Genomic DNA, 24,808 nt, shown 5'->3' with positions numbered 1-24,808 from the left:
GGGGACGGCATGGGCGTACCCGACAGCGGACTGGCCTCGGCCGTCGCGGAGCTCACGGCCGAGCTCGCCGCCCTGCGCGCCGACCGGGCCCGGCGCCGGCTGCTCGACCTGGCGTCCGGGGTGCTGGCCGCGCAACTGGGCCTGTCCCCGGCCGAGGCGGGCGACCACCTGCTGCGGCTGGCCGGCTCCTCCGGGCTGAGCGCCGTCGACCTGGCGGCGGACATCGTCAATGCGGTCTCCGGCACGCCACCGGCCGGCTCCGGGCCCGAGGCGGCGGCCATGGAGGCCGCGCAGGCGGCTGCCGCCGGCGCCGCCGGGCCGCCGACCGCCGGCCCGGCGGGCCGCGGCACGCTGCCGGTCGTGCAGGCCCGGCGGATCCGGCGGAGCATCGCCACCGCGCTCAGCTCCGACACCGCCTCCGAGGCCGCCACGGGAATGCTGGAGGACGGTCTGCACCGACTGGGCGTCGAGGAGCTCTACCTGTGGCGGCGCACCCCGACCGACTGCCTGGAGCTCTCGGGGCGGGCCGGCGCCGACCCCCAGGAGGCCTCGCACTGGCGCTGGGTACCGCCGGAGACCGCGGGCCCGCTGCACCGGGTGCTGGCCGACGCCCGGCCCCTGTGGTACCCGGAGGGGCCCGGCACGGCGGGGCGGCTGCCGGGCCGGGGGGCCGACGCGGCGCGGGCCGTGCTGCCGCTGGAGCGCGGGGACCGGATGGTGGGCGTGGCCCTGGCCGTCTGGGCGGCACCGGCCGACCTCGGCGCGAGCGTACGAGCGGCGGTGGAGGCCCTGTGCCGGCCGGCAGGACTGGTCCTGGACGAGGTCGATGACGGCCCGGACGTGGCACCGCAGCTGGCGGCCCTGCTGGCGCAGCTCGACCACCCCGCCGTCGTGGTCCGCCTCGCCGTCGCCGGCGATCCTTCCTCCGAGGGCGGCGCGTCCCACACCGTGGACCACCTCAACCCGGCCGCCCTGCGCGAGCGGACGCTTCCGCCGTCCGCGGCCGGGCGGCCCGTCGCCCAGCTGTACCCGGGCGTCTACGAGGAGCTGATCGGCCTGGTGGCGCGGGCCGGCGCGGCCGGATCCCCCCAGTACGCGGCCGCCCTGCCCGCAGCCCAGGACGGGGGCGCCGACCGGGCCGGGGCGGGCGGGCCGACCATGGCCGAGGTCCGGGTGCTGCCGCTGGGCGGCGGCCGCGCGGTCGTGCTCTGGCGGGCGGGTGTCCTGCGCGGCCCGCCGATCGCGCGGGCGCTGGAACGGCTGGAGCGGCTGGCCGCCTTCGAGGACGACCCCGCCGGGGGCTCCCGGTGGAGCCCGTCGGTGTACCCGATCTTCGGGATCGACCCGGGCGAGCCGCCCGTGCCGCTGCGGGCGCTCGGTGCCCGGCTGCACCAGGAGGACACCGGCCGCCTCGACGCGCTGCTGTCCACACTCGCCGACCGGCAGACCGGCGGCCAGACCCTGGTCCGGGTGTACCGCCCGGACGGCGGCGTACGACACGTCCGGATCTCCGCCGAACCCGTCCTCGCGGGCGGGGCCGTGGTCGGCATCGCGGGCGTCTACCAGGACGTGTCCGCCCAGCACCACACCGAGCTCGCGCTCAGCGCCACCTTCGACCAGCTCTCCGAGGCGCAGGCCGACGCCCTCGTCCGCAGCCAGGTGGTGCTCCGGCTCCAGCAGACCATCCTCCCCGAGACCTCGGCCCTGCAGGCCGCGGCCGGGCTGCAGGTCGCGGCCCGCTACCGGCCCGCCGCCGTCGAGTACCGGGTCGGCGGCGACTGGTACGACGTGTTCCAGCTGCCCGGCGGGAGGGTGCTCGTCACCGTCGGGGACATCGCCGGGCACGGCATCGGCGCGGCCACCGCGATGGTCACGCTGCGCGGCGCGCTGCACGGGCTGGCGTTCACCGGCGGCTCCCCGGGGACGCTGATGCGCTGGCTGAACGAGGTCGCCTCGGGTACGCCGGACCATCCGACCGCGACCGCGGTGTGCGCGCTGTTCGACCCCGCGGACCGGTCGCTGCGCTGGGCGGGCGCCGGGCACCCGCCGCCGCTGCTGCTGCGCGGCGGACGGGCGCGTTTCCTGGAGGGTCCGCCGAACGTACTGCTGGGAGCCCTGCCGGGGGCCGCGTACGAGGAGACCACGAGCAACATGCGGGCCGGGGACACGCTGATGCTGTACACGGACGGGCTCGTCGAGCGCCGGCACACGGGGCTGGACGAGAGCCTGGCCGCCCTCCGGGCGGCGGCGGAGCGGTTGGGCGACGGGAGCGTGGAGGACCAGGCGGACCTGCTGCTGTCGTCGATCAGCGGGGACACGGACGACGACACCTGCCTGGTGGTCGTGCACGTGTCCTGAGGGCCGGGCGGGCCGGGCGGGCCGCTCGGGCCGTCGCCGCCGGTGCGGCCCCGGTGCGGGCCCGGTGCGGGCCCGGATCAGGGTGCGGGCGGTTCGGACGCCGTGCGCGATCCGGTCCCTTCGGGATCGTCGGCGTCGGCCGACAGGGCCTCGGCGAGGTCCCGGTGGATGGCGAAGACCCCGTCCGCGCCGGTGAGGCGGAGCATCCGGGCCACCTGCCGGCCGAGCCCGGACAGCTCCACGCTCCCTCCGGCCGCCTCGGCCGCGAGCCTGGCCCGCAGCAGCATGTTCAGGCCGGTGGAGTCGCAGAAGGCCAGTCCTGCGCAGTCGATGACCAGCCGTACCGGGCCGCCGGCCGCGAGCGCGGCCTCCAGGGCGGCGCGCAGCGGCTCCGCCGTGTCGTGGTCGAGCTCTCCGGACAGCAGGAGGACGACGGTGCCTCCCACCGGCCGGACCTCGACCGCGAACTGGTCGCCGGAGCCCTCGCCGTGCGCTCGCTCCCGGCTTCCGGCCGCTGTCGACGCCATGGCACAACCTCCTGCCGCGTTCGGCCCCCGAAGTCCCGGTCTTCCGGCCCCTACCCGGTCCCTCCCGCCGCATGCCTCGGGGCGGGGGCCGGTACGGGGCACGTCCGTAGGGCGGATCCGCGCCGATCGGACCGTGTGCGTCGTCCCGCGGGGCAGGCGGCGGCCGACCGCGGCGCCATCAGCCGGAGCCAGCGGCCCAACTCCCTTCGGTTCGGGGGGTGGTGGCGGTGTCTTCTTCGGCCGGAGCGTGGATACTTCCGGATGCACGCAACCCCCACCGCAGGTCTTCCCCTGAGAGGTCACGATGAGCGCAGCCGCCGCGCCCGTATCCACGCTGGACGGGTGGCGCCGGGAGGAGTTCTCCTGGCGCGGCATCACGCACGACTGCTTCGAGCGCGGCGAGGGGCCCGGCGTGGTCCTGATGCCGGAGCTGCCCGGGATCACCCCGGAGGTGCTCGGCCTCGCGCAGCACCTGGTCGACAGCGGCTTCACGGTGGTGATGCCCTCGCTCTTCGGCACGCCGGGCGCACCCTCCGTGTCCGCGGCGGCGTTCGTGACCATTGCGCGTGCCTGCGTCTCCCGCGAGTTCCTGGCCTTCGCCACGAACGCCCGCCGGCCCGTGACCGACTGGCTGCGGGCGCTGGCCCGCGACCTCGACGCGCGGACGCCTGGGACCGGGGTCGGCGTCATCGGGCTGTGCTTCACGGGCGGGTTCGCGCTGGCCGTGGCCGTGGACGACGCGGTCCTCGCCGCGGTGACGGGCCAGCCGTCGCTGCCCCTGCCGGTGACCGCGGCGCACCGCGCGGACCCGGGCCTGTCGGAGGAGGAGCTGGGCGACGTCGCCCGGCGCATGCGGGACGACGGGCTGTGCGTGCTCGGCATGCGGTTCACGGAGGACGGGCTGGTCCCCGGGCAGCGTTTCGAGACCCTGCGCAACCGGCTCGGCGACGCCTTCGAGTACATCGAGCTGGACTCCCGGACCGGTAACGCCGGCGGCTTCGGCAGGAGCGCCCACTCGGTACTGACCCGCGAGGTCCGGGAGACCCCCGGGCACCTCGCCCTGGCCGTCCGCGAGCGAACCGTGGCCTTCCTGCGGCGCCGGCTGGTCCCGGCCCCGACGGCCGAACCGGAAGCCGTCTGAGCGCGCCCCCGCCCGGCCCCCGGTGACGGACGGCCGGGCGGGGCGTCAGGGAAGGTGTCTGCGACGCCCCCGGGTCCCTCAGGGGCGGAGGACCGCGCAGGTCGTCGTGCCGTGGGCGTAGAGCTTGCCGTCGAGGGCCCGACGACCCGGGCCTCGGCGGTGGCGGCCGCCCGCCGGATCCTTGCCGAGTCCGGGGTCCTGGACGGGCTGCGGGCCACGAGCAGCTGGTGGATGGCCCCGGTGTTCCGGGAACGCTACGCCCGGGTGGCCGTGGACGAGAGCCGCATGGTCACGACCAGCGACGGGGTCACCACGGCCGGGGCGGCGTCCAGCCACATCGACCTGGCCCTGGCGATCGTCCGGACGTGCAGTCCCGCCCTCGCCGACCTGGTGCGCCACTACCTCGTCGTCGACGACCGGGCCCCGCAGGCCGCGTACACCATCCCCAGCACCCTGGCCCGGCACGATCCGCTGGTCTCCGCGTTCGAGCAGTGGGTGCGCGCCCGGATCGGCGGGCCGCTGTCGATCGCGGAAGCCGCCCGCGACCTCGGCGTCAGCGAGCGCACCCTCCAGCGCACGGTCACCCGCGTCCTCGGCTGCTCGCCGATCAGGCTGGTGCAGGACCTGCGGGTCGAACAGGCCGAGCACCTGCTCCGCACGACGGCCCTGTCGCTGACGGCGGTGGCCCGCCGCGTCGGTTACGAGGGCCCGGGCCCCCTCCGCGCCCTGCTGCCCGCCCGCCTGGGCCGTTCCCCGCGGAGCCTGCGCCCCTGAGGGGGTCAGGCCTTGCGGTGGCGCAGGCCGACGGCGGTCAGGGCCGCCGCCGCGAGCACGATCAGGGTGTCCAGGACCAGAACCGTGCGGACCCCGTCGAACAGGGACGTGCCGGTGGTGGCGAGGACGCCGAGGAGCGGGATCCCGATGGTGAGGCCGACCTGCTGGGTGGTGGTGACAAGGCCGGTGGCCAGGCCCTGCTCCTCGTCCGGGACGCCGCTGGTGACGGTGAGGCCGTACGAGACGATCGCGCCGAGGTGGAACATGCTGGCGACGGAGACGGCCGCGGTGGCGGGCAGGGCTCCCGAGTCGCTGCCGACGGCGAGGAGGCCGGCGGTGAACAGGCCCTGGCCGACCAGGGAGCCGACCAGGGTGCGGCGGGGGCCGAAGCGGCCGATGACCTTGGGTGCGTACGAACCCGCCAACGCCGAGGCGATGCCCTGGACGCCGAAGACCAGACCGGTCCGGAAGGAGGAGAGGCCGAGGGTCTCCTGGAGGTAGAGGGTCAGGACGAAGACGACCGTCGACATCATCGAGAAGGTGATCAGGCCGGCGGCGTTGCCCCAGGCGACCGTGCGTCGGCGCAGCATCGGCAGCGACACGAGCGGGGCCGCGGCCCGCGACTCGACGACGGCGAACGCGGTGAGGAGGACGAGGCCGGCGACGAGCGTGGCCAGGACGTCGGCGCCGCCGAAGCCGCGCCGGGCGGCCGTGGAGAGGGCGTAGATCAGGGCGAGCAGACCGCCGGTGACGGTGACGGCACCCGGCACGTCGAGGCGGGGCCGCTCCGGGGTGCGCGACTCCGTCAGCAGGGCGGGGGCGAGGACCAGGACGACCAGCGCGGTGACCGCGAGCAGGGCCATCGTGGAGCGCCAGCCCAGGGTGTCGGTCATGACGCCGCCGAGGAGCATGCCGACGGTGAAGCCGAGGGAGAGCAGGGTGCCGGAGATGCCGAGCGCCTTGTCGCGCAGCGGGCCCTCGGGGAACGTCGTGGTCAGCAGGGACATGCCGGCCGGTACGACGGCCGCCGCGCCCAGGCCCTGCAGGGCGCGCCCGGCCAGGAAGGACGCCGGGTCCCAGGCGAGGGTGGCGAGGAGGGAGGCCGCGCCGAAGAGGGCGAGGCCGGCGAGGAAGAGCCGCTTGCGGCCGTACAGGTCGCCGATGCGGCCGAAGAGGAGCAGGAAGCCGCCGGAGGGCAGGGCGAAGGCGGTGACCGCCCACTGCAGCGCGGCCTGGCTCAGGCCCAGGTCCCGGCCGAGGACGGGGAGGGCCACGTTCAGCACGGAGAAGTCGAGGGCCACCATGAACTGGGCGGCGCAGAGGACGGACAGGACCAGCTTGGCCCGGCCCGTGAGGCGCGTCCCGCCGTCGTCCGCGGGGCCGCCGGTCGCGGGGGTGGTGCGGGGGGTGGGGGTGGAGGTGTCCGTGGGTGTGTCGATTGCCATGGGCACCACCCTCGTGGCGCGGGAATGCCCGTGGAGAGTGGGAACTTATCCTGTTGGTGGCACCACCAGGCAGCCGACAGGGGGAGTTCGTGGCCACACCGATCGACAGGCACCGCCGTACCGAGCTGCGGGAGTTCCTGATGAGCCGGCGTGCCCGGATCACCCCGGCGCAGGCCGGCCTCCCGGACGGCGGGGCCCGGCGCCGGACCCCGGGACTGCGGCGGGAAGAGGTCGCCGTACTGGCGGGGGTGGGGGCGTCCTGGTACCAGTGGCTGGAGCAGGGCCGTGACATCACGGTGTCCCCGCAGGTCCTCGACGCGGTGGGGCGGGTGCTGCGGTTGTCGAGCGCCGAGCGCCGGCACCTGTACGTGCTGGCGGGCCTCAACCCGCCCGCCCCGGAGGTGGAGGCGGCGGACCGGAACATGTGCCACGGCCTGCAACGGCTCATCGACGCGTGGATGCCGTTCCCGGCGCACATCATGGACGCGTACTGGAACACCGTCATGTACAACGAAGCGGCCGCACTGGTGCTCGGCATGCGGCCCGAGATCGTGCAGAACTGCCTGATCGCCTTCTTCACCGACCCGATCTACCGGGCGCGTTCGAAGCAGTGGGAGGAGATCGCGTGCAGCGTGGTCGCCCAGTTCAGGGCGGCGTGCTCGGAACGCCCCGACGACGAGGGCTTCCTCGCGGTGGTGGAGGAGGCCCGGGAACTCAGCCCGGAGTTCACGGCGTTGTGGGAGCGACGGGACGTCCGGCCCGGGGGCCTGCTGCGCAAGGAGATCGAACACCCTGCCGTGGGGCCGCTGTTCTTCGAGTCCACGCAGCTCCGGGTGCCGGCCCGCCCGGACCTGGCGATCATCCTGCACACCCCGCTGCCCGCCACGGATACGGCCGAGAAGCTGGAGTGGCTGACGTCCCCGGAGGGCCGCCGCGGAGCCCTCCGCCCCCTCGCGGGCTGATCCCCCGGCGCCCCGTGCCTGCCGCGCGGGTCAGCGCGCGGGGCGCTGGCCGTGCTCGAAGTAGGCCGTCAGGGCCTGGGGTGGCGGGTCGACGCGGCGCGGGGTTCCCCCGTCGCGCAGGGACGCCGTCGCCGCGCAGCCGGCGGCCACGGCCATACGGGCCGCCACCGGCGAGGTGTCCGTCGTACCGCCCTCGCGGACGAAGCGCAGGAACTCGTCGATCAGGAGGGTGTCGGCGCCTGCGTGCCCGCCGCCGTCGGCGGTCTGCGGGACGGTGAAGGCGGCGTCGGGTTCGGGTCGGTAGCCGGAGCGGCGGGCGTTCCACACCTTGACGGTGCTCCCCGGGCCGTCGCCGAAGTTCTCCAGCCGCCCGGCGTCCCCGATCACCGTGTAGTTGCGCCAGTAGTCCGGGGTGAAGTGGCACTGCTGGTAGGCGGCGAGGACCCCGCTCGCGAGGCGCAGGTTGACGAGGGAGACGTCCTCGACGTCGATGACCGGGTTCAGTGCGCGCTGGGTGTGCGGCGGCCAGTGGCCGTCCTCGGTGTACCAGTCGGGCGTCTTGGGTCGGCCCGGGGCTCGGCGGTGCGGGTTGGCGCCGTAGACCATCAGGTCGCCGAGGGCCTGGACGTCCTGTGCGTACGAGCCCGCCAGCCAGTGCACGACGTCGATGTCGTGGGCGGCCTTCTGGAGCAACAGGCCGTTGGTGCAGCGGCGCTCGGCGTGCCAGTCCTTGAAGTACCAGTCTCCGCCGTAGCCGACGAAGTGGCGCACCCACACGGTCTTGACCTCGCCGATGGCACCCCGGGCGATGAGCCCGCGCATCAGCCGGACCACCGGCATGTGCCGCATGTTGTGCCCGACGTACAGTCGGGTGCCGGTGGCGCGGGCGGTGCGCAGGATCGCGTCGCAGCGTTCCACGGAGATGTCGAGGGGTTTCTCGACGAAGACGGGTTTGCCGGCCCGCAGTGCCTGGCGGCCGAGGTCGGCGTGCGTGTGGTCGGGGGTCAGGACGAGTACGGCGTCGACGTCGGGGTCGTCCAGGACCGCGCGGTGGCCGGCGTGCGTCCGGGCGGCGGGGAAGGCGGCGGCCGCGGCCGCACGGGCCCTGGGTTCCGGTTCGGCGACCGCGGTCACGGTCGCGCCACGGCCGGGCCGGTGCGCGACCCGTGCGAGGCTGCCGCGCAGGCCGTAGCCGAGGACTCCGATGCGCACGTCCGTCACGGGCCGCTCCCCTTCGCCGGGCCTGGTCCGACCGTCCGGCCGTCAGGCCGTGCCCCCTGTACTTCCGGTCCCGATCCCTTCCCCTTCCGCGGGCGCCGGCAACACCCCGGACGGGGGCCTCGCGCGGATCGGGGAGGATGGGCGGATGGACACGGCAGAGTTGGAAGGGCGGGCCCGCCGGCTGGCCGGAGCGGGCGGTCGCAGGATCCTCGGCATCGCGGGCGCGCCCGGCTCGGGCAAGTCCACGTTGGCCGAACACCTCGCCCGGCGGCTCGGGCCGGGCCTCGCGGTGGTCGTCCCGATGGACGGGTTCCACCTGGCGCAGGCCGAGTTGGCGCGCCTGGGCCGGGCCGACCGGAAGGGGGCTCCGGACACCTTCGACGCGGCCGGGTACGCGGCCCTGCTGCGCCGGCTGCGGGACGGCGGCCCGGACGTGGTCTACGCTCCGGCCTTCGACCGGGCGCTGGAGGAGCCGGTGGCCGGGAGCGTCCCGGTCGGGCCCGGCGTACCGCTGGTGATCACCGAGGGGAACTACCTGCTGTACGGGGAGGGGCCGTGGGCGGCGGTGCGGCCGCTGCTCGACGAGGTGTGGTTCCTGGCCCCCGACGACGGGCTGCGGGTGCGGCGGCTGGTGGACCGGCACGTGCGGCACGGCAAGGCGGAGGCGTACGCGCGCGCGTGGGTCGACCGCTCCGACGAGGCGAACGCCCGCCTGATCGCGCCGGGCCGGTCCCGCGCCGACCTCGTGGTGGAGTGAGGCTGCCGGGCGGGGTGCGGGGCGGGCGGGTCTGGTCGGGGCGGGTCGTCGAGGTCCGTGAAGTCGCCGTGGCGTGCGCCACGTTCCCGCGGCGCGGCCGCGTGCCTGACGGGTGGTGTCGGTGGGCCGTGGCAGGATGCTTCCTTGATCACGGGGGCTTCGCGCCCGCGTGTGCACATGGTTCCGCGGATCTTGGGAGAGTAGTGCGCAAGGCGAAGTGGGCGGCCGCGGCTGCCGGTGTGGTGATGTTGGTCGCGGGTTGCGGCAGTGAGGGCGGTGCGGACCAGGGCAAGGGCGCCGACGCGCCCAAGTCGGCTTCCTCGGCAGCGGCTTCCACCCCGGCGGCGGACAAGGGCTCGGGCGGGTCCCTGGACGCCGCGGCGGTGAAGAAGGAGATCGACACCGCGGCCACGGGCGCCGGCTACGCGCAGAAGGCCACCGAGGACGTCCCGCCGAACCTCAGGTCCTGCATGGTCTCGTGGGTCGCGGACACCAAGAAGGTCACCGATTCGAAGAAGTCCTACGACGACACGGTGGCCGCCCTGACCAAGGGCGGCTGGAAGGAAGCCCGGTCCATCGACCAGCAGGGAACGGTCGTCAAGTCGCTGGACAAGAGCGGCTGGACCGTGAAGGCGAGCCACGCCGGCAAGTCCGGTGCGCTGCTGGTCGTCCAGTTCGTCGCCACGGACAACGGCCCGACGTGTGCGAAGGCGTTCCAGGAAGACCTCGCCAAGAACAAGCAGTAGGGCGGGCGGCCCGGGTCCCCGCGTTCCGTACGGGCGCGCGGCGGACTCGGAGCGCCCGGCCCGTCAGTCGCCGGATCCGGTCTCGGGTTCGTCGGTCCAGGTGAGGGAATCGATGAGCCAGGCCCCGGAGGCGGTGCCGAAGCGGAAGGTCTTGCGGCCCCACGCGGAGAAGGGGACGCCGTCCCGCAGCCCCCACTTGAAGTACTGCCCGCTGCGGGTCGCGCGGCCGTCCGCCACCAGCGTCGTGGCGGCCACCTCGACCTCGGTGAAGTCGGTCAGCTCCGGCCCGTTGAGCAGCGCCTCGCGCGGCGCGAGGAACGCGTCCACGTCCATCCGGTGGACCGACCCGTCCTCGGCCACCCGCTCGATCACCGCGTCGGGTGCGAGCACCGCGCGGACGGGGTCCAGGTCCACGGGGCCTGCCCCGCTGCGGGTGAACGCCGCGTAGAAGGCCGACGTGAGCGCGTCGACGGCCTTCTCGTCGGCCGGCCGCGGCCTGTCCCGGCGCCATTCGGCGGCCAGAACCGCGAACTGCGCGGTGCTGCGCCAGGAACCCTTCCGGTGGACGTCGTCGCGGGCGACGGCCTCCAGACGCATGCCGACGCGGCGCATCAGGGCCGCCGAGGCCGTGTTCTGCACCACGCACACTCCGAAGACCCGGTGCCACCCGAAGGTGTCGAAGGCCAGGTCGAGGGCGGCCGTGACGGCCTCCGTGGGGATCCCGGTGCCGTGCACGTCGGGGTGGAAGGCGAAGCCCACCTCGCCGGTCCGCGGGGCCCGTCCGTCCCGCTTGAGCAGGACCTCGCCGACGACCCGCCCCGTCCCGGTCTCGACGGCCAGGTCGAGCCAGTCGCCCGGCTCGGCGAGCGCCTCACCGGCGATCATCCGCTCCAGGGTCTGCCGGGTCGCCTCGCGCGTGTGCGGCTCGTGCGGGAGGTACCGGGCCACCTCGGGGAGGGACCGGTGGGCGTGGATCGCGTCGAGGTCGCCGGCGCGGACCGGGCGCAGGGCGAGCCGCCCGGTCCGTACGGGGTAGTGGGGCGTCCCCGCCGGCGTCCCGTCGATCGTGGTGCTCCGGTCGTTCAGGAGGTTCTGACTGTTCATCGGGATCCCCTCGTCCGTATCCCCGCATCCTGCCCCATGGGGGCGGACCGGAGGTACGGGGCGAGGGATCAGTCGGGCGGTTCCTGCGGCCGCGGTTCCCGGGCGGGTTCCGGCGGCCCGGCGGGCGGACCGGGACGCTCCGGCGGCTCGTCCGAAGGCGGGGGGAGGTCCGGGGACTCGGGTGGTTCGGACGCGGGCGGTGAGCCGGGCGGCCGGGGAGGGACGTCCGGGACGTCGGGGTCCGACGGGGCAGGCTGCGCGTTCATGACGGCACTCCAGAGTGGGGAAACGGAAAACCCCCTGGCGCGCGCCTGCCCCGAAGCCCCCGCGGCAAACCGAGCCCCCCACCCCCGGCCGCCCCTCAGGCGGCCCTGCGGCTGGCGGCGGTCACCGTGGCGACGGCGAGGAGCAGTGCCGCGCACAGGGCTGATCCCCAGGGCGTGCCGCGGCGGTCGACCTCCGGCGCCAGCCGCCGCCACGGATCGTGGGCCACGCACCTCACCGCCGGCGGGCGCGGTCCGCCGGTCGTCCTTGAGCTCGGCCGGGTACTCGCCGGGGCAGTCCAGGGTGTGGCGGTGGACGGTCCGCGGCCCGGGGCCTCCCTCGCCGGACGACTGCTGGACGGTGCTGTCGACCGCCCGGACGAGGCACACGGCGACCTCGCTGCGCGCCGCCGTCAGGTCGGCGGCGGCCACGGTCGCCAGCAGCGCCAGGGCCAGCGCGACCGCCTCCGAAGGACCCGCGGGTGCCCGCGACCACCGTCCGGTACACCGCGCAGGACCCGGCGATCAGGGCGCCGCCGCCCGCCAGCGCGATGCCGGCGGACGGTGCCGAGTCGGCCGTGAAGCACCAGTGGGCCCAGCCGTATACGGTCCCGGCCCCGAGCAGCGGCACCACGGCCGCCGCCCACCTCCCCGACCGGGTCCCCACTGCCGCAATGGCCACCACCTCCGCGAGGTCGGACGCCCGTTCCCGGACCGGCGGTTGCCGGTCAGCGCCCGGAGGCCGCGGGACGTCCGGAGCCCTGCCCGGGGCCGGGGCCGGGCTCGGCCCCGGCCCGCCAGGCATCCACGGCCACGCCCGCGGCGCCCAGCGCCGCGAAGCCGAGGGCGGCGTAGAGCAGCAGACTGACGCCGGCGGCCCAGAAGAAGCCCGCCGTGCCCCAGTCGCCGGCGCCGCCGAAGAGGGCGAAGAGCCCGGTGACGAGCGTCGCCAGTACGGCCACGACGAGCATCAGGGCCGCGCACAGCACCGGCAGTACGGCAGGCAGGAACCCCACCAGCAGCGGGTACTCCTTGCCGCCGCCCAGGGCGAGGGCGTAGGCGGCCAGCGTGAGCAGGGCGCAGACAACGGTGTAGGTACCGTTGCCCGCGCCCCACCGGACGGTCTCCGGCAGGTCGCCGACGTCCGCCCCGCCGAACGCGTCCCGCAGGTTCGCGACGAGGACCGAGGCGAAGAAGTGGCAGGCGGCGAGCCATACGGCCTGGACGATGAGCACCGTCAGGGTCGTCAGTGCGGCGAACACCCTCCGGTTGACCGGGAGGCTCCCCACGTGCCGTATGCCGAACCGCCCGGCGGCCACGATGCCCCGGCCGGCCGTGCGGGCGGCCCGGTAGCCCTCCCTGCCGCCGACGTACCACATCCAGGCGGTGATGAGCGTGGTGACGACGGCGCCCGTGAGGCTGCCCGCGCCCAGCCACGAGCCCGCCAGGTCGCGGACGACTTCCCAGAGCTGGGGTGCGTCGGGCAGAGCGCCCGGGGTCTCGGCGAGTGCCGTCACCGTCATCGTCTCCCCACGGGAACCGGAACCGTCAAGCACGGCTGTGCACACCGAGGTTAGGGCCTCGAACCTGACAACACCTCGCGTTCTTGGGCGCCCCGGCAGGCACCGGAGCATACGTTTCGCAGATCCGGCGCCGCTACGGGGGGCGCCCGCGCGAGGGGCGGAGCATGACGGAACAGCAGGTCGGGGCCGCGGTACTGGATGCCGCGGACCTGACGGCGATCAGCAGGGCCGCTGCCCTCGTACGCTCCTCCGGGACCGTCACCCGGATGCTGCGCACGCTGGCGCCGGCCCTGGACGACGACGAGCGGAAGTCCCTCGGCGCGTGGTGCGTGCCCGCGCACGCGGCCGTCCTGGTGTTCCCGCGGTCCGCGGCCGACGTGGTGGACGCCCTGGCCGGGCTCGGGCTGAAGGCGGGTGCGCCGACGCCCAGTACGGTCGTACGGGACCGGCTGCGCGCCCGCTACGGGATCGCCCCGGAGGCGCTGGAGGTGTCGATCGTGCGCGCCGCCGCCCCCGGCGGTGAGGGGGAACTGGGCGAGATCGAGGTCTTCTGCCTGCCCGTGCCGCAAGCGGACCCGGCAGCGGACCCGGAATCCGTGCCGCAGCCGCAGCCGCAGCCCGGCTCCGCCGGCGGTACGGCGGCGGACGGGACCGCCGCGTGCCTGCGCCACCTCGTGCGGCAGGAGCGGGTGGAACACAACGAGGCGCACGTCGCGTTCCGGGTCACCTCCGCCGACGAGGTCGTCTTCGCGGGGCTGCGGCACCTGCTGGTCGAGCGGGCGGGCATGCGGCCCGACGGCGGCGGCTACAACCCGCACGAGGACGTCACCGTCCTGTACTTCCGCTCCGGCGCCGCCGGAGGATCACCGTACGGGCGGCTGGAGTTGCTCATGCCGGGCCACCGGACAGCGGCGCTCGCGGCCCACCGCCTGCTGGCGCGGAGCGAGCCCGCACGCGCGCTGCTGGAGCTGATGACGGGAGCCTGGCAGACCCAGGCCATCGCGGTCGGCGCCGAACTGGGCGTCTTCGACGCGCTCTCCCCCGATGCCGCGGGCCCCTCCACGGTGGCCGCCCTGGCCGGGCGCGTCGCGGCCGACACCGACGGGCTCGGGCGCCTCCTGCGCTACCTGGCGACGCTCGGGCTGCTGGTCGGCCCGTACGGACCGGACGGCGACACCTACGCCCTGACGGGGCTCGGCGAGCTGCTCCGTGAGGACGCCCCGCACTCGATGCGGCCGCTGGCCCTGATCTACGGCGGCCCGTTCTACGAGTCGTTCGGACGCCTGCTGTACGCCGTGCGGACGGGCCGGGACGCGTTCCTGCACCACTTCGGCGCGCACCACTTCCCGTACTTCGCGCAGAACCCGCCGTGGGACACGGTCTTCGACCTGTCCATGCAGGCGAGTTCCCCCATGTTCGGGCCGGTCCCGGCGGTCGTCGACCGGCCCGGCGTCGACGTGGTCGTGGACGTGGCCGGCGGCAACGGCGAACTGATGGCGCAGATCCTGGGCGCCGCGCCCCGGCTCCGCGGTGTGCTGCTGGAGCGGGAGCACGTGGTCGCCGCGGCGCGGGCCCGGCTGGAGCGGACGGGGACCGCGGACCGCTGCACCTTCCTCACCGGTGACTTCACCCGGTCCGTGCCCGGCGGCGGTGACGTCTACGTCCTGTCCCGGGTGCTGCACGACTGGGACGACGAGCGGTGCCTGGAGATCCTGCGCAGGTGCGCGGAAGCGATGCCCGCGGAGGCCGAACTGCTCGTCGTCGAACGGCTGCTGCCGACGGACGGCGCCGAGTCCCTGGCCGTGGCCTGGAACCTGCACATGCTGTGCAACGTCGGCGGCCGGGAGCGGACCCTCGACCACTACCGCGGCCTGCTCGCCGAGGCCGGTTTCGACCTCGTGGACACCCGGCCCCTGCCGCTCGACGGCTCCCTGCTGCGGGCCCGCCGCACCACGACCGCTTCCCTGTCCACTCCCCACCGTTCGGAGCACGCGTAAATGGCCATCCGCCCCCGCGACTACCTGACCACCCCCGAGCCGGAAGGCCCCGAGGGCTGGACGACCCCCGGACCCACCCTGCCGGAGCTGTTCGCGGCCGCGGTCACGGCCGGCGGCGACGCCGCCGCCGTCGTCGCCGCGGACGCCGCCGGCACCCGGTCCTGGCAGGACTGGCGCACGGACTCCGACGCCTTCGGCCGGGCCCTGCAGGACCTCGGGATCCGACCCGGCGACGTGGTGGCGGTCCAGCTGCCCAATTCCTGGGAGTACCTGGTGGCCCACGTGGGCATCGCCGCCGTCGGCGCGGTGCTGCTCCCCCTGCACAGCACGCTCGGCACCCGCGAGGTGACCGCCCTGCTGAGGCGCACCGCGGCGCGGGCCCTGCTGTTCCCGGCCGCCGGAGAACCGCCCGCCCGGACGGAGCTGCCCGAGCTGGAGTTCCTGATCCCGGTGGGCCCCGACGCCCCGCGCGACGACAACGGGCCCGGGGCCGGCCCGTACGAGGCGCTCGTACGGGAACGGCGCGGCCGCGCTCCGCACCCCGTCGAGGTCACCCCCGACATGCCGCTGGTGCTGATGCCGTCCTCCGGCACCACCTCCGCCCGCCCCAAGATCTGCATCCACACGCACGGCGGCCTGCTCGGCAACGCCACGGTCACCGCGGTCGGGGCCCGGTCCTCGGCCGAGGACACCCTCGTCAGCGGCAGCCCCTTCACCCACCTGTTCGGCCTGTTCTCCGTGCACCTCTCCCTCATCGCCGCCGGCCGGCAGGCGCTGCTGCCCCGCTGGGACGCCGACGCCTTCCGGGAACTGGCGGCCGCGACCGGGGCGAGCGTGCTGTTCGCCGTACCCGCCCAGCTGCGCGACCTGGTGGAGACGCCCGGAGCCGGGCCGTCGGCCGCGCTGCGGGAGGTCCGGACGGGCGGGGCGGCCGTCCCGGCGACCCTGGTGGCCGGCGTGCGCCGGGTCCTGGGCGCCACGACCGTCGTCCAGTGGGGCATGTCGGAGGTCGGGGCCGGTCTGAGCACCTCGCCCGACGACCCGCCCGCGGTCGCCGCCCACAGCATCGGCCGTCCCGTCGGCGAGGGCCGGGTCCGGGTCGTCGACGAGGACGGCGCACCGTGCCCCGTCGGGGAGACGGGGGAGCTCCAGTTCCGGGGGCCTTCGCTCTTCCGCGGCTACCTCGCCGACCCGGAGGCCACCGCAGCGGCCCTGACCGCCGACGGCTGGCTGCGCACCGGCGACCTGGCGTGCCGCAACGAGGACGGGACGATCGGCTACCGGGGCCGGCAGGCGGAGCGGATCAACGTCGGCGGGCTGAAGTTCAGCGCGTCCGAGATCGAGGCGCTGCTCGCCGACCTGCCTCAGCTGGAGAACGCGGCGGTCACCGGACGGGCCGACGACCGGCTCGGCGAATACCCCGTGCTGCTGGCCCAGTTGAGGCCCGGGGCCCGGCTCGCCCTGGAAGACGTACGGGCTCATCTGGCCGCCCGGGGTGTCGCCGCGTACAAGTGGCCGCTGGAACTCGTCGTCGTGGACGCCGTTCCCGTCACCCCCACCCGGAAGGTGGCCCGCGGCCGGCTGGCGGCGCTGCTGGCGCAGCCGGTGCGGGAGGCCGTGCCGGCCTGGGCGCAGCGGATCGCCGGCCTTCCCGAACGGGCCGCCCTGGACACGGCGCTGGCCCTGGTACGGGAGCAGGCGGCGGCAGCGGGCGGTGCCCGCCTGGCCCAGGCGGACACGGGGGTGAGCTTCCGCTCGGCCGGGCTCGACTCGCTGGGCGCGGTGCGCCTGGCGGCCGGGCTCGGGGAGCGTACGGGGCTGGCGCTGTCGACGACGGCCGTGTTCGACCATCCCACGCCCGGGCACCTCGCCCGGCATCTGGTCGGCCTCGCGACCGGGGCGGCGGGAGGCTCCTCCGGGACGCCCGAGGCGGCCCCCGGCCCGGGCGGGGGCAGGGGCCCGGGCGCGGAAGGGGATGCGGAAGCGGTGGCCGTGGTCGGCATCGGCTGCCGCTTCCCCGGCGGCATCGCCTCGCCCGAGGACCTGTGGCGGCTGCTGACCGCGGGCGACGAGACCGTGGGCCCCTTCCCGGCGGACCGCGGCTGGGACCTCGACCACCTCCACGACCCCGACCGCAGCCGGCCCGGGACCTCGTACGTGCGCCACGGCAGCTTCCTGGAGGGCGCCGCCGACTTCGACGCGGAGTTCTTCGGCCTGTCCCCCCGCGAGGCCCTGGCCATGGACCCGCAGCAGCGGCTGCTGATGGAGACCGCTTGGGAGGCGCTGGAACGGGCCGGTATCGCGCCCTCCGCGCTGCGCGACTCCCCCGCCGGGGTGTTCGTCGGGCTGATGTCCTCCGATTACGCGCCCCGCGTCCAGGAGGACCCCACCTTGTACGACGGGCTGCTGGTGACGGGCAACGCGTCCAGCGTGGCGGCCGGCCGGATCGCCTACACCCTCGGGCTGACCGGGCCGGCGCTCACCGTCGACACGGCCTGCTCCTCCTCCCTGGTCGCGCTGCACCTGGCCCGGCAGGCGCTGCTGCGGGGCGAGTGCTCGCTGGCGCTGGCCGGCGGGGCGACGGTGATGTCGACCCCGGCGTCGTTCGTGGAGTTCAGCCGGCAGGGCGCCCTCTCCCCGGACGGCCGCTGCCGGGCGTTCTCCGCCTCCGCGGACGGGGCCGGCTGGTCGGAGGGCTCGGGGGTCCTCGTGCTGGAGCGGCTGTCGGACGCCCGCCGGGCGGGACGGCCCGTCCTGGCCGTGCTGACGGGTTCGGCGGTCAACCAGGACGGGGCCAGCAACGGGCTGTCCGCGCCGAGCGGCCCGGCCCAGCGGGAGGTCGTCCGGCTGGCCCTGGCCGACGCGGGCCTCGCGCCGGCCGATGTGGACCTGATGGAGGCGCACGGCACGGGCACGCCGCTGGGCGACCGCATCGAGGCGGAGGCCCTGCTGTCCTCCTACGGCCGGGGCAGGGACGCGGAACGGCCGCTGTGGCTGGGCTCGCTCAAGTCGAACATCGGCCACACGCAGGCCGCGGCGGGGGTCGCCGGCGTCATCAAGGCCGTCCTGGCACTGCGACACGCACAGATGCCGCGGTCCCTGCACGCCGAGGAGCCGACCCCGCACGTGAACTGGGCCGCGGGCGGCGTACGGCTGCTCGACGCGCCCCGGCCGTGGCCCCGGCCCGCGGACGGCGGCCGGCGTGCGGTGGGCGTCTCGGCGTTCGGGATCAGCGGCACCAACGCGCACGTGATCGTGCAGGATCCGCCGGCCGAGGACACGGCGGCGGCCGACCCGACGGCGACCCCGGCCCCGGCACCGGATCCCGCGGCGGCCGGAGCAGCGGTGCCGTGGGTCCTCGCCGCGAAGGGCCGGCCCGCGCTGCGCGATCTGGCCACCCGCCTCGGGCAGGCGGCCCGTGGGGCCGATCCGGCGCGGCTGGGCCACGCCCTGGCCGTGCACCGCGCCCCGAACGACCCGGCTTTCCGGCGGCGTGCCGTCGTCGTGGCGGACGGGGCGGACCGGGCGGCACGGCTGCGCAACGGGCTGGCGGACCTGGCGGCCGGCCGGGAGAACCCCGACCTCGTCACCGGGGTGCCGCCGGCCGGGGAGAACGGCCGGACGGTGTTCGTCTTCCCGGGCCAGGGCTCCCAGTGGGACGCCATGGGTGCGGAACTGCTGCGCGAGTCCCCCGTCTTCGCCGAGGCCGCGGCGGCCTGCGACGAGGCCTTCGCCCCGTACCTGGACTGGTCCGTCCTGGCAGTGCTGCGCGGCGACGCCGGTGCCCCGCCGTTGGCCCGGGTCGACGTCGCGCAGACGGCCCTGTTCACGATGATGGTGTCGCTGACGGCGCTGTGGCGTTCGTACGGGGTCGAACCGGACGCGGTGCTCGGCCACTCGCAGGGCGAGATCGCCGCGGCATACGTGTCGGGCGCGCTGACGCTTCCGCAGGCCGCCCGGATCGTTGCCCTGCGCGTCCGCGCGGTGCGCGGGCTGCCCGCCGGGGCGATGGCCGCCGTGTCCCTGCCCGCGCCGGAGCTGGCGGCCCGGCTGACCGGGCGGACCGGGCCGCCGCTGTCCGTCGCCGCGGAGAACGCCCCGCGCGCGTCGGTGGTCGCCGGGGACCCCGGGGCGGTCGACGCGCTGCTGGCGGAGCTGGCCGCGGAGGGGGTGCGGGCCCGCAGGGTGGCCGTGGACTACGCCTCGCACTGCGCGGCCGTGGAGCCCCTGGAGGCCGTACTGGCCGAGGACCTGGCCGGGACCGTGCCGGATGCGGTGTCGACACCGTTCCTGTCCACCGTCGACGGGTCCTGGCTCACCGGGCAGGAGCTGACGTCGGAGTACTGGTACCGCAACCTGCGCAACCCGGTGGCCTTCGCGCCCGCCGTGGCCACGATGCTGGAGGCGGGCTTCAGGACCTTCGTGGAGGTCAGCCCGCACCCCGTCCTCACGTACGCGGTCCAGGAGACGGCGGAGCAGGTGGGCGTGCCCGCCCTGGCCACCGGCAGCCTGCGGCGCGGCGAGGGAGGCCTGCGGCGCCTGCTGCTGTCGGCCGCCGAGGCCTGGGTACAGGGAGTCGGGGTCGACTGGGCGGCCGTGTCCGCGGGGTCACGGCCGGTCCCGGCCGAGGCGCTGCCGACCACTCCCTTCCAACGACGGCGGTACTGGCTCTCCGTCCGGCCCTCGGCACGTCCGGCCGGGGCCGGCGACGGGCACGGGGATGCAACGCCGGACGCGGTGGCGGCCAAGCCGCTCGACGCGGACGAACTGCTGCTCCTGGTGAAGGAGTCCGCGGCGGCGGTGCTCGGCTACGACGACGCGGACTCCGTGGACCCGGACCGGCCCTTCCTGGAGCTCGGCGCCGGCTCGATGGCCGCGGTGGAGCTCCGGGGAAGGCTCTCCCGCGCCCTGGACCTGGCCCTGCCCTCGACCGTGGCCTTCGACCACCCGACCGCGCGCGGGCTCGCCGGCCACCTGTGGGACAGACTCGACCGGTCCGCCCCGCCGGAGGACGCCGCACCGGCGTCCGGTACGGCCGCGCTGGCGGCCGCCGGCGGGCCGCTCCCGCTCCCCGACGGGCTGTCGGAGCTGTTCCGTCAGGCCTCGGCGGACGGCCGCGGTGCGGTGGCCCTGGACCTGCTGAGGACCGCTTCCCTGCTGCGGCCGTCCTTCACCGCGGCGGACGCGCCCGCCCGGGTGCAGCGGCCCGTACGGCTCGCCGTCGGCGGTGACGGCAGCGGCCCCGGACCCGCGTTGGTGTGCCTGCCGTCACTGGTGCCGACGGGAGGGCCGTACGAATACACCCGACTGGCCGCCGAGTTCGCGGGGCGGCGCAGCGTACTGGCACTGCCGCAGCCCGGGTTCGGGCCGGGCGAGGCGCTGCCCGCCGATCTGGGGGCGCTGGTGGACGTCCATCTCGGGGCGCTCGCGCGGCGAGCGGACGACGGGCCCGTGCTGCTGTGCGGGCACTCGTCCGGCGGGTGGATCGCATGGGCGGTCGCCGCGCAACTCGCCCGGCGGGGAGGCCGGGTGGCCGGGATCGTGCTGATCGACACTCCCTGGCACGCGGGGGCCGCGCCGTCCGACGACCTGACGCTGCTCCTCGCCGAGGCCGAGCGCCGACACCGCGCCACGGACGGGAACGGCGAGATCGGGACGACCCGGCTCACCGCCACGGGCGGCTACCTGCGGATCCTGCGCGGCTGGCGGCCCGAGGCGCTCGACCGGCCCGCACCCGTCCTCCTGCTCCGTGCCCGGGAGCCGATCGGCCGTCCCGTCGCCTGGCGGCTGCCGCACACGGCGCGCGAGGTGTCAGGGGACCACTTCACGATGATGGAGAACCACGCCGGGGAGATCGCCGCGGCGATCGACGCCTGGGAGCCCGGCCGGTACGCGTACGCCGCGTCCGGCGCCGCCCCCGCGGACCAGTACCACAACCATGACCGCACCGAGGAGAAGCAGGAGACCGCACGGTGATCGACTCCGACCTCCCGAAGCTGTTCGAGGACCCGGTCTTCGACGACTGCACCCCGCGATCGGCTCAGCCGTGGGTCGGCACGTACGAGCGGCTGAGCCACCTCCACGACCGGATCGGCTCGCCGGTTCCGCTGCTCGCCGGTGGGACGGCGGAGCAGGAACGGCTGCGTGCGCTGCTGGAGTTGACGGCCATGGCCGATCCGGCGCTGTTCCACGTCCTGTTCCTGCACCAGTGCATGACGATCGGGCCCGCTCTCGACTTCGGGGCCTCGGCCGAGGACGTGGCGGAGCTGGCCTCCGGGCGGTCGGTCGGGGCGGCCATGAACACCGAGGTGGGGCTGGGCAGCAGCAGTGCCGCCATCCGCACCGAGGCCGTGTACGATCCGGCGGCGCGCGAGTTCGTGCTGACCTCGCCCGACGCCGCGGCGGCCAAGTACCCGCCCAACGTGGGCATGCCGGGGCTGCCCCGGCTCGCGGTGGTCAGCGCACGGCTGCTGGTGTCGGGCACCGACCACGGCACCCACCTGTTCCTCGTGCCCCTGCGCAGCGGTGACGGCGGTCCGGCCGCCGGCATCACGGTCACGCCCAGGCCGCGGACCTCGTTGCTCCCGCTCGACTACGCGGCGGTTCGGTTCGACGGTGTGCGCGTGCCGTACCACCGCTGGCTCGCCGACGGAGCGGCCGTGTCCGCGGCCGGGGAGTTCCACGACCCGCTGGGCGATCCCCGGCTCCGGACGGCCCGCAGCACCGGCTGGAGCCGCTTCGCGTGGGGTGCGGTCACGGCGGGGCTGGCGGCGGTGGCCCGGGCGGCCGTCGCCGTCGCGCTGCCGCACGCCGGGCGCCGGCGCACGGTGGACCGCTGGGGCGCCGTGGAGTACGCCCTGCACCGGCCCAACCAGCAGCGGCTGCTGTTCGGTGCGGCCGCGCGGGCCCTGGCGGCGACGGTGGTGGCCCGTCAGGTCACGGAGGTGAGCTGGCGGATACCCCCGGGCGGCGGCCGGGGCCGGGGGCTGCCTCCGGCGGTGATGGGGGAACTGGCGCAGGTGAAGGTGGCGGTGGACCGGCTGACCGACGAGGCGGTGGACCGCTGCCGGGCCGCCTGCGGGGCTGCCGGGTTCTTCTCGGAGAACCGGCTGATCGAGTACCAGGCGCTCACCTCCGCGTTCCGCGCGGCGGGCGGCGACAACCAGCTGATGCTGCTCGACGCCGCATGGCACATGGTGACCGGGGACGCGTACGAGCCGCCGGCCGCGCCGCGGCAGGCGCCCGGGGACGGCGACGGGACCGAGCCGGACTGGCCGCTGCTGCTGGCGGCCCGGGAGCGGGCCCTGTACGAGCGGCTGGCGGCGGCCCTGCACGGTGCGGCCGAAGCCGGGGCGGAGCCTTCGGCGGCGTGGCACGAGCACCTTGACGAGGCGCAGGCGTTCGCGGAGGCCCACATGGCGCGGGTGACGCTGCAGGCGCTGGCCGCGCGGTGGCGGCCGGAGCCCGGCCGCGGGCCGGCCGCAGCGGGGACCGATCGGGACACCGGGGCGGAGGCCGGGGCGCCGGCCGGGCTGCTGTACCGGCTGCTGGGTCTGGAGTTCGTACTGACCCACGCCGACTGGTACGCGGCCGCCGGGCTGCTCTCCCCCGCGGCCGCGGCGGGTCTGGGCCGCGAGGTGACCGCGACGTGCCGGCAGCTCGTTCCGCACGCGGCGGCCGTGGTGGAGCTGCTGGAGGTGCCGTCCGCGGTGTTGAGGGGTCCGCTCGCCGGCGTGGACTACGTACGGGACCTGACGGAATGACGTGCTGAGCAGCCCGTGACCCGGAAGTGTCACTACGCTTCGTGTTTACCGCTCGTCATTCCGGTTACATCAGCAGGTGACAGGCAATCAGTATCGGGCGGAAGGCAGGAACATGACCCTTGTCACGGTGCTCATCCTCGTCGCGGTCCTCGGCTGCATCGCCCTCCTCGCGCTGGCGCCGCCGGCTCCGGTCCGGCGCAACCCCGGTCCGGAGGGGCCGGGCGTGGAACCTGCCCGGTTGAAGACGGTCCCCGGCCAGCGGGGAGTCCACCGCCGGGCGGGCTGAGCCGATTCCGCGGGCGGGCACGGGTGTTCGGTGGGGCGTGGACGTGACGGAGCCCGGGAGTATGTCCAGCTCCCGGGCTCCTGTGTGCCACCCAATTGCGCACACCGGCGGCGTTTAAGAGTCGCGGATCATTCTGAGATCGACGTGTTCTACCTTTGAACTACCGTGCCACGGAGAGGCACAGGAGGGACTTGAACCCCCGTCCGTCGATGGTCGTCCACGCTCGGTCGATCCGGTGTTCGGCGGCGAATACTGAGACTGGAGCGAGAATCTGAGATTTACGGGGCGCGCCTCTACCACTTGGGCCACCCCGGCTCGTGTGCCGGGGGAGGGATTCGAACCCCCAACCGTTACCCCTCGGTCAGCTTCAACTTCAGTTTCAGCTTGCGCTTCACGCGCACCCTCCCCGCTCAAAAGGAGGGAGTCTGGAGGCTACCCGAACAGGTAGCCGAACACTGCATCGCCGACCCGCTGGTCGGTGACGTCGACGCCGTTGGCCTCCTCGCGGGCGAACTTGACGGCCTGCTGGAGCCTTTCCACCCGGTCCAGGAGCTCGTTCACCCGGCGGGCCGGAAGGGCGCCGGAGAACTTCACGGTCGTCCAGTAGCCGACCGCGATGTCCTCGTAGTACACCTCGACCTGGGCCGGGTGCTTGTCCGTGGCCTCCGCCTTGACGTGGTTGCGCGGCACCTTCTTGGTGCGGATCGTGCGGACCGCGTCCGTCTTCCAGGAGTCCGTCGAGGGGTCGAGGGTCCAGGACTCCGAGGCGTCCAGCACCGGGAGCTTCCGGACGAAGGTGTGCAGGTCGGTGAGCTGCTTCTCGAGGAAGAGCAGGTAGGGGACCGGGACCTGGGGCAGCAGGACCGTTCCGTCGACCACGACGTCCGCGGCCGCCGTGCGGTTCGCCCAGTCCTTGGTCGCGGTGACGTCGAAGAGCCGCGTCAGGGTCGTCGCCGTCGCGCGCAGCACGTCCTCGGCCTTGACCTGGACCCGCGTGGACTCGGGCGGCAGCTGCTCGCCCTCCTCGTCCTTGGGCTGGTACGTACGCGCGATGCCGGCGAGCAGCGCGGGCTTCTGGACGTCGTGGTGGGCCTGGGTCAGTTCCTGGAGGGACTTGGACTTGACGCCCTTTTCAACGGCGATGATCTGATTCAACTTCGGCACGGGGGAAACCTAACAGCCCACCGGAACCGGTCACATGTCTTTTTTCTCCGGATGCGGGCCCGACGCCCTCCCCCGCCGCTCCGGGAGCAGGCGGAGGGGAGCGGCGGGGACGGGGCCCGGGGCGGGGTGGGGCGGGGCGGGGCGGGTCAGGAACCGGCGGTCGTGCGGTAGGTGACGACCTGGACGCCGGCCGGGCTGGTGGTGGAGGAGACCAGTTCCAGGGTGTGCAGGCCGCCGTCCTCCGGGAAGATGGACTTGCCGCCGCCGACGAGCACCGGCATGACCATGAGCCGGAGTTCGTCGACCAGCCCCTCCGCGATCAGGGCGCGCACGAGGGTGGGGCTGCCCATCACCAGCAGGTCCCCGCCGGCGCCCTCGCGGAGTGCGCGGACCTGGCCGAGGGCCCCGCCACCTGCGATGAGAGAGGTGTTCTCCCAGGTCAGGTCGGCGTCCGTGAGGGTGTCCGACACCACGTACTTGGGGAGGGAGTTCAGCCGGTCGGCGAACGGGTCGCCGGCCCGCCCGGGCCAGGCCGCCGCCATGTTCTGCCAGGTGCGGCGGCCGTAGAGCAGCGCGTCGGCCTTGGAGACGGCGTCGGCGAAGGCGCCGCCGACGACCTCCGGGTCGAAGAAGGGGTGGGTCCACCCGCCGTGGGCGAAGCCGCCGTCCCGGTCCTCGTCGGGGCCGCCGGGGGCCTGGACGACACCGTCGAGGCTGATGAACTCGCTGACCACGATGCGCATGGGACTCGCTCCTGTTGCTGTCGGTTTCCGTGGT

At 75.2% G+C, this 24,808-nt stretch carries 18 protein-coding genes; 10 read left to right on the top strand and 8 right to left on the bottom strand.

Annotated elements, in window-relative coordinates; genetic code table 11:
- The first annotated feature begins 9 nt into the window (after positions 1–9).
- Complete coding sequence (locus ACSHWO_RS31685; RefSeq protein ID WP_438317429.1) at positions 10–2,358, top strand: PP2C family protein-serine/threonine phosphatase; 2,349 nt, start codon at positions 10–12, stop codon at positions 2,356–2,358.
- A gap of 77 nt (positions 2,359–2,435) precedes the next feature.
- On the opposite strand, the gene ACSHWO_RS31680 is transcribed toward ACSHWO_RS31685, so the two are convergent.
- A complete protein-coding gene (locus ACSHWO_RS31680; RefSeq protein ID WP_438317426.1) occupies positions 2,436–2,885 on the bottom strand; it encodes an STAS domain-containing protein in 450 nt (149 codons plus the stop codon).
- A 304-nt stretch (positions 2,886–3,189) separates the two neighbouring features.
- Here ACSHWO_RS31680 and ACSHWO_RS31675 point away from each other — a divergent pair, with 304 nt between their 5' ends.
- A complete protein-coding gene (locus tag ACSHWO_RS31675) occupies positions 3,190–4,026 on the top strand; it encodes a dienelactone hydrolase family protein (RefSeq protein WP_438317423.1) in 837 nt (278 codons plus the stop codon).
- Positions 4,027–4,137: 111 nt separating this feature from the next.
- Complete coding sequence (locus ACSHWO_RS31670; protein WP_438317420.1) at positions 4,138–4,800, top strand: GlxA family transcriptional regulator; 663 nt, start codon at positions 4,138–4,140, stop codon at positions 4,798–4,800.
- Positions 4,801–4,805: 5 nt separating this feature from the next.
- Here ACSHWO_RS31670 and ACSHWO_RS31665 read toward each other — a convergent pair whose 3' ends face one another.
- The gene (locus ACSHWO_RS31665) at positions 4,806–6,245 is read right to left on the bottom strand and encodes an MFS transporter (protein WP_438317417.1); all 1,440 of its coding nucleotides are present in this window, start codon (positions 6,243–6,245) and stop codon (positions 4,806–4,808) included.
- Between the two features lie 140 nt (positions 6,246–6,385).
- Between ACSHWO_RS31665 and ACSHWO_RS31660 the strand changes: the two genes are divergently transcribed.
- Positions 6,386–7,207 carry a helix-turn-helix transcriptional regulator gene (locus ACSHWO_RS31660; protein ID WP_385805909.1) on the top strand — a complete coding sequence of 274 codons (822 nt, stop codon included), beginning with the start codon at positions 6,386–6,388 and terminating at the stop codon, positions 7,205–7,207.
- Between the two features lie 30 nt (positions 7,208–7,237).
- Here ACSHWO_RS31660 and ACSHWO_RS31655 read toward each other — a convergent pair whose 3' ends face one another.
- Entirely contained in the window at positions 7,238–8,428 is a 1,191-nt protein-coding gene (locus ACSHWO_RS31655; protein WP_438317414.1) for a Gfo/Idh/MocA family protein, read from the bottom strand.
- 145 nt (positions 8,429–8,573) lie between these two features.
- Between ACSHWO_RS31655 and ACSHWO_RS31650 the strand changes: the two genes are divergently transcribed.
- Both ACSHWO_RS31650 and ACSHWO_RS31645 read left to right on the top strand, forming a co-directional pair.
- Positions 8,574–9,185 carry a nucleoside/nucleotide kinase family protein gene (locus ACSHWO_RS31650; protein ID WP_361086735.1) on the top strand — a complete coding sequence of 204 codons (612 nt, stop codon included), beginning with the start codon at positions 8,574–8,576 and terminating at the stop codon, positions 9,183–9,185.
- 203 nt (positions 9,186–9,388) lie between these two features.
- Entirely contained in the window at positions 9,389–9,931 is a 543-nt protein-coding gene (locus tag ACSHWO_RS31645) for a hypothetical protein (protein WP_438317411.1), read from the top strand.
- Between the two features lie 63 nt (positions 9,932–9,994).
- On the opposite strand, the gene ACSHWO_RS31640 is transcribed toward ACSHWO_RS31645, so the two are convergent.
- The 3 genes from ACSHWO_RS31640 to ACSHWO_RS31630 form a co-directional block, all read right to left on the bottom strand.
- Complete coding sequence (locus ACSHWO_RS31640) at positions 9,995–11,035, bottom strand: GNAT family N-acetyltransferase (RefSeq protein ID WP_438317408.1); 1,041 nt, start codon at positions 11,033–11,035, stop codon at positions 9,995–9,997.
- A 361-nt stretch (positions 11,036–11,396) separates the two neighbouring features.
- Entirely contained in the window at positions 11,397–11,528 is a 132-nt protein-coding gene (locus tag ACSHWO_RS31635; protein ID WP_438317405.1) for a hypothetical protein, read from the bottom strand.
- A 498-nt stretch (positions 11,529–12,026) separates the two neighbouring features.
- Positions 12,027–12,821: a hypothetical protein gene (locus ACSHWO_RS31630; protein ID WP_438317402.1), complete on the bottom strand. Its 795-nt coding sequence runs from the start codon at positions 12,819–12,821 to the stop codon at positions 12,027–12,029.
- A 164-nt stretch (positions 12,822–12,985) separates the two neighbouring features.
- Here ACSHWO_RS31630 and ACSHWO_RS31625 point away from each other — a divergent pair, with 164 nt between their 5' ends.
- The 4 genes from ACSHWO_RS31625 (at position 12,986) to ACSHWO_RS31610 (ending at position 22,867) form a co-directional block, all read left to right on the top strand.
- On the top strand, positions 12,986–14,818 hold the full coding sequence (locus ACSHWO_RS31625; protein WP_438317399.1) for a methyltransferase: 1,833 nt from the start codon (positions 12,986–12,988) through the stop codon (positions 14,816–14,818).
- Positions 14,819–20,794, top strand: coding sequence for an alpha/beta fold hydrolase (locus ACSHWO_RS31620; protein ID WP_438317396.1), 5,976 nt, complete (start codon positions 14,819–14,821; stop codon positions 20,792–20,794). It abuts the gene before it with no gap.
- Positions 20,791–22,581, top strand: coding sequence for an acyl-CoA dehydrogenase family protein (locus ACSHWO_RS31615; RefSeq protein WP_438317393.1), 1,791 nt, complete (start codon positions 20,791–20,793; stop codon positions 22,579–22,581). The genes ACSHWO_RS31620 and ACSHWO_RS31615 overlap by 4 nt, the downstream gene beginning before the upstream one ends.
- Before the next feature lie 112 nt (positions 22,582–22,693).
- The gene (locus ACSHWO_RS31610; protein ID WP_385805812.1) at positions 22,694–22,867 is read left to right on the top strand and encodes a hypothetical protein; all 174 of its coding nucleotides are present in this window, start codon (positions 22,694–22,696) and stop codon (positions 22,865–22,867) included.
- A 432-nt stretch (positions 22,868–23,299) separates the two neighbouring features.
- Here the strand turns inward: ACSHWO_RS31610 and ACSHWO_RS31605 are convergent, their stop codons facing one another.
- Positions 23,300–24,031, bottom strand: coding sequence for a DUF7873 family protein (locus ACSHWO_RS31605; RefSeq protein WP_361086708.1), 732 nt, complete (start codon positions 24,029–24,031; stop codon positions 23,300–23,302).
- A 146-nt stretch (positions 24,032–24,177) separates the two neighbouring features.
- On the bottom strand, positions 24,178–24,774 hold the full coding sequence (locus tag ACSHWO_RS31600) for a dihydrofolate reductase family protein (RefSeq protein ID WP_438317388.1): 597 nt from the start codon (positions 24,772–24,774) through the stop codon (positions 24,178–24,180).
- Positions 24,775–24,808: the final 34 nt, after the last annotated feature.

The sequence above is a fragment of the Streptomyces pallidus (ex Mingjun et al. 2026) genome (assembly GCF_051550185.1).
Lineage (GTDB): Bacteria > Actinomycetota > Actinomycetes > Streptomycetales > Streptomycetaceae > Streptomyces.
Note: the sequence above shows the minus strand (reverse complement) of the source record. Positions and strands in the feature narration are given on the sequence as shown.

Excerpts from the sequence above, each read along its gene's own strand:
- ACSHWO_RS31620 (WP_438317396.1), top strand. The coding sequence starts at position 14,819 with ATGGCCATCCGCCCCCGCGACTACCTGACCACCCCCGAGCCGGAAGGC.
- ACSHWO_RS31680 (WP_438317426.1), bottom strand. The coding sequence starts at position 2,885 with ATGGCGTCGACAGCGGCCGGAAGCCGGGAGCGAGCGCACGGCGAGGGC.
- ACSHWO_RS31660 (WP_385805909.1), top strand. The coding sequence starts at position 6,386 with ATGAGCCGGCGTGCCCGGATCACCCCGGCGCAGGCCGGCCTCCCGGAC.
- ACSHWO_RS31610 (WP_385805812.1), top strand. The coding sequence starts at position 22,694 with ATGACCCTTGTCACGGTGCTCATCCTCGTCGCGGTCCTCGGCTGCATC.
- ACSHWO_RS31630 (WP_438317402.1), bottom strand. The coding sequence starts at position 12,821 with ATGACGGTGACGGCACTCGCCGAGACCCCGGGCGCTCTGCCCGACGCA.
- ACSHWO_RS31685 (WP_438317429.1), top strand. The coding sequence starts at position 10 with ATGGGCGTACCCGACAGCGGACTGGCCTCGGCCGTCGCGGAGCTCACG.
- ACSHWO_RS31675 (WP_438317423.1), top strand. The coding sequence starts at position 3,190 with ATGAGCGCAGCCGCCGCGCCCGTATCCACGCTGGACGGGTGGCGCCGG.
- ACSHWO_RS31665 (WP_438317417.1), bottom strand. The coding sequence starts at position 6,245 with ATGGCAATCGACACACCCACGGACACCTCCACCCCCACCCCCCGCACC.
- ACSHWO_RS31625 (WP_438317399.1), top strand. The coding sequence starts at position 12,986 with ATGACGGAACAGCAGGTCGGGGCCGCGGTACTGGATGCCGCGGACCTG.
- ACSHWO_RS31600 (WP_438317388.1), bottom strand. The coding sequence starts at position 24,774 with ATGCGCATCGTGGTCAGCGAGTTCATCAGCCTCGACGGTGTCGTCCAG.
- ACSHWO_RS31640 (WP_438317408.1), bottom strand. The coding sequence starts at position 11,035 with ATGAACAGTCAGAACCTCCTGAACGACCGGAGCACCACGATCGACGGG.
- ACSHWO_RS31650 (WP_361086735.1), top strand. The coding sequence starts at position 8,574 with ATGGACACGGCAGAGTTGGAAGGGCGGGCCCGCCGGCTGGCCGGAGCG.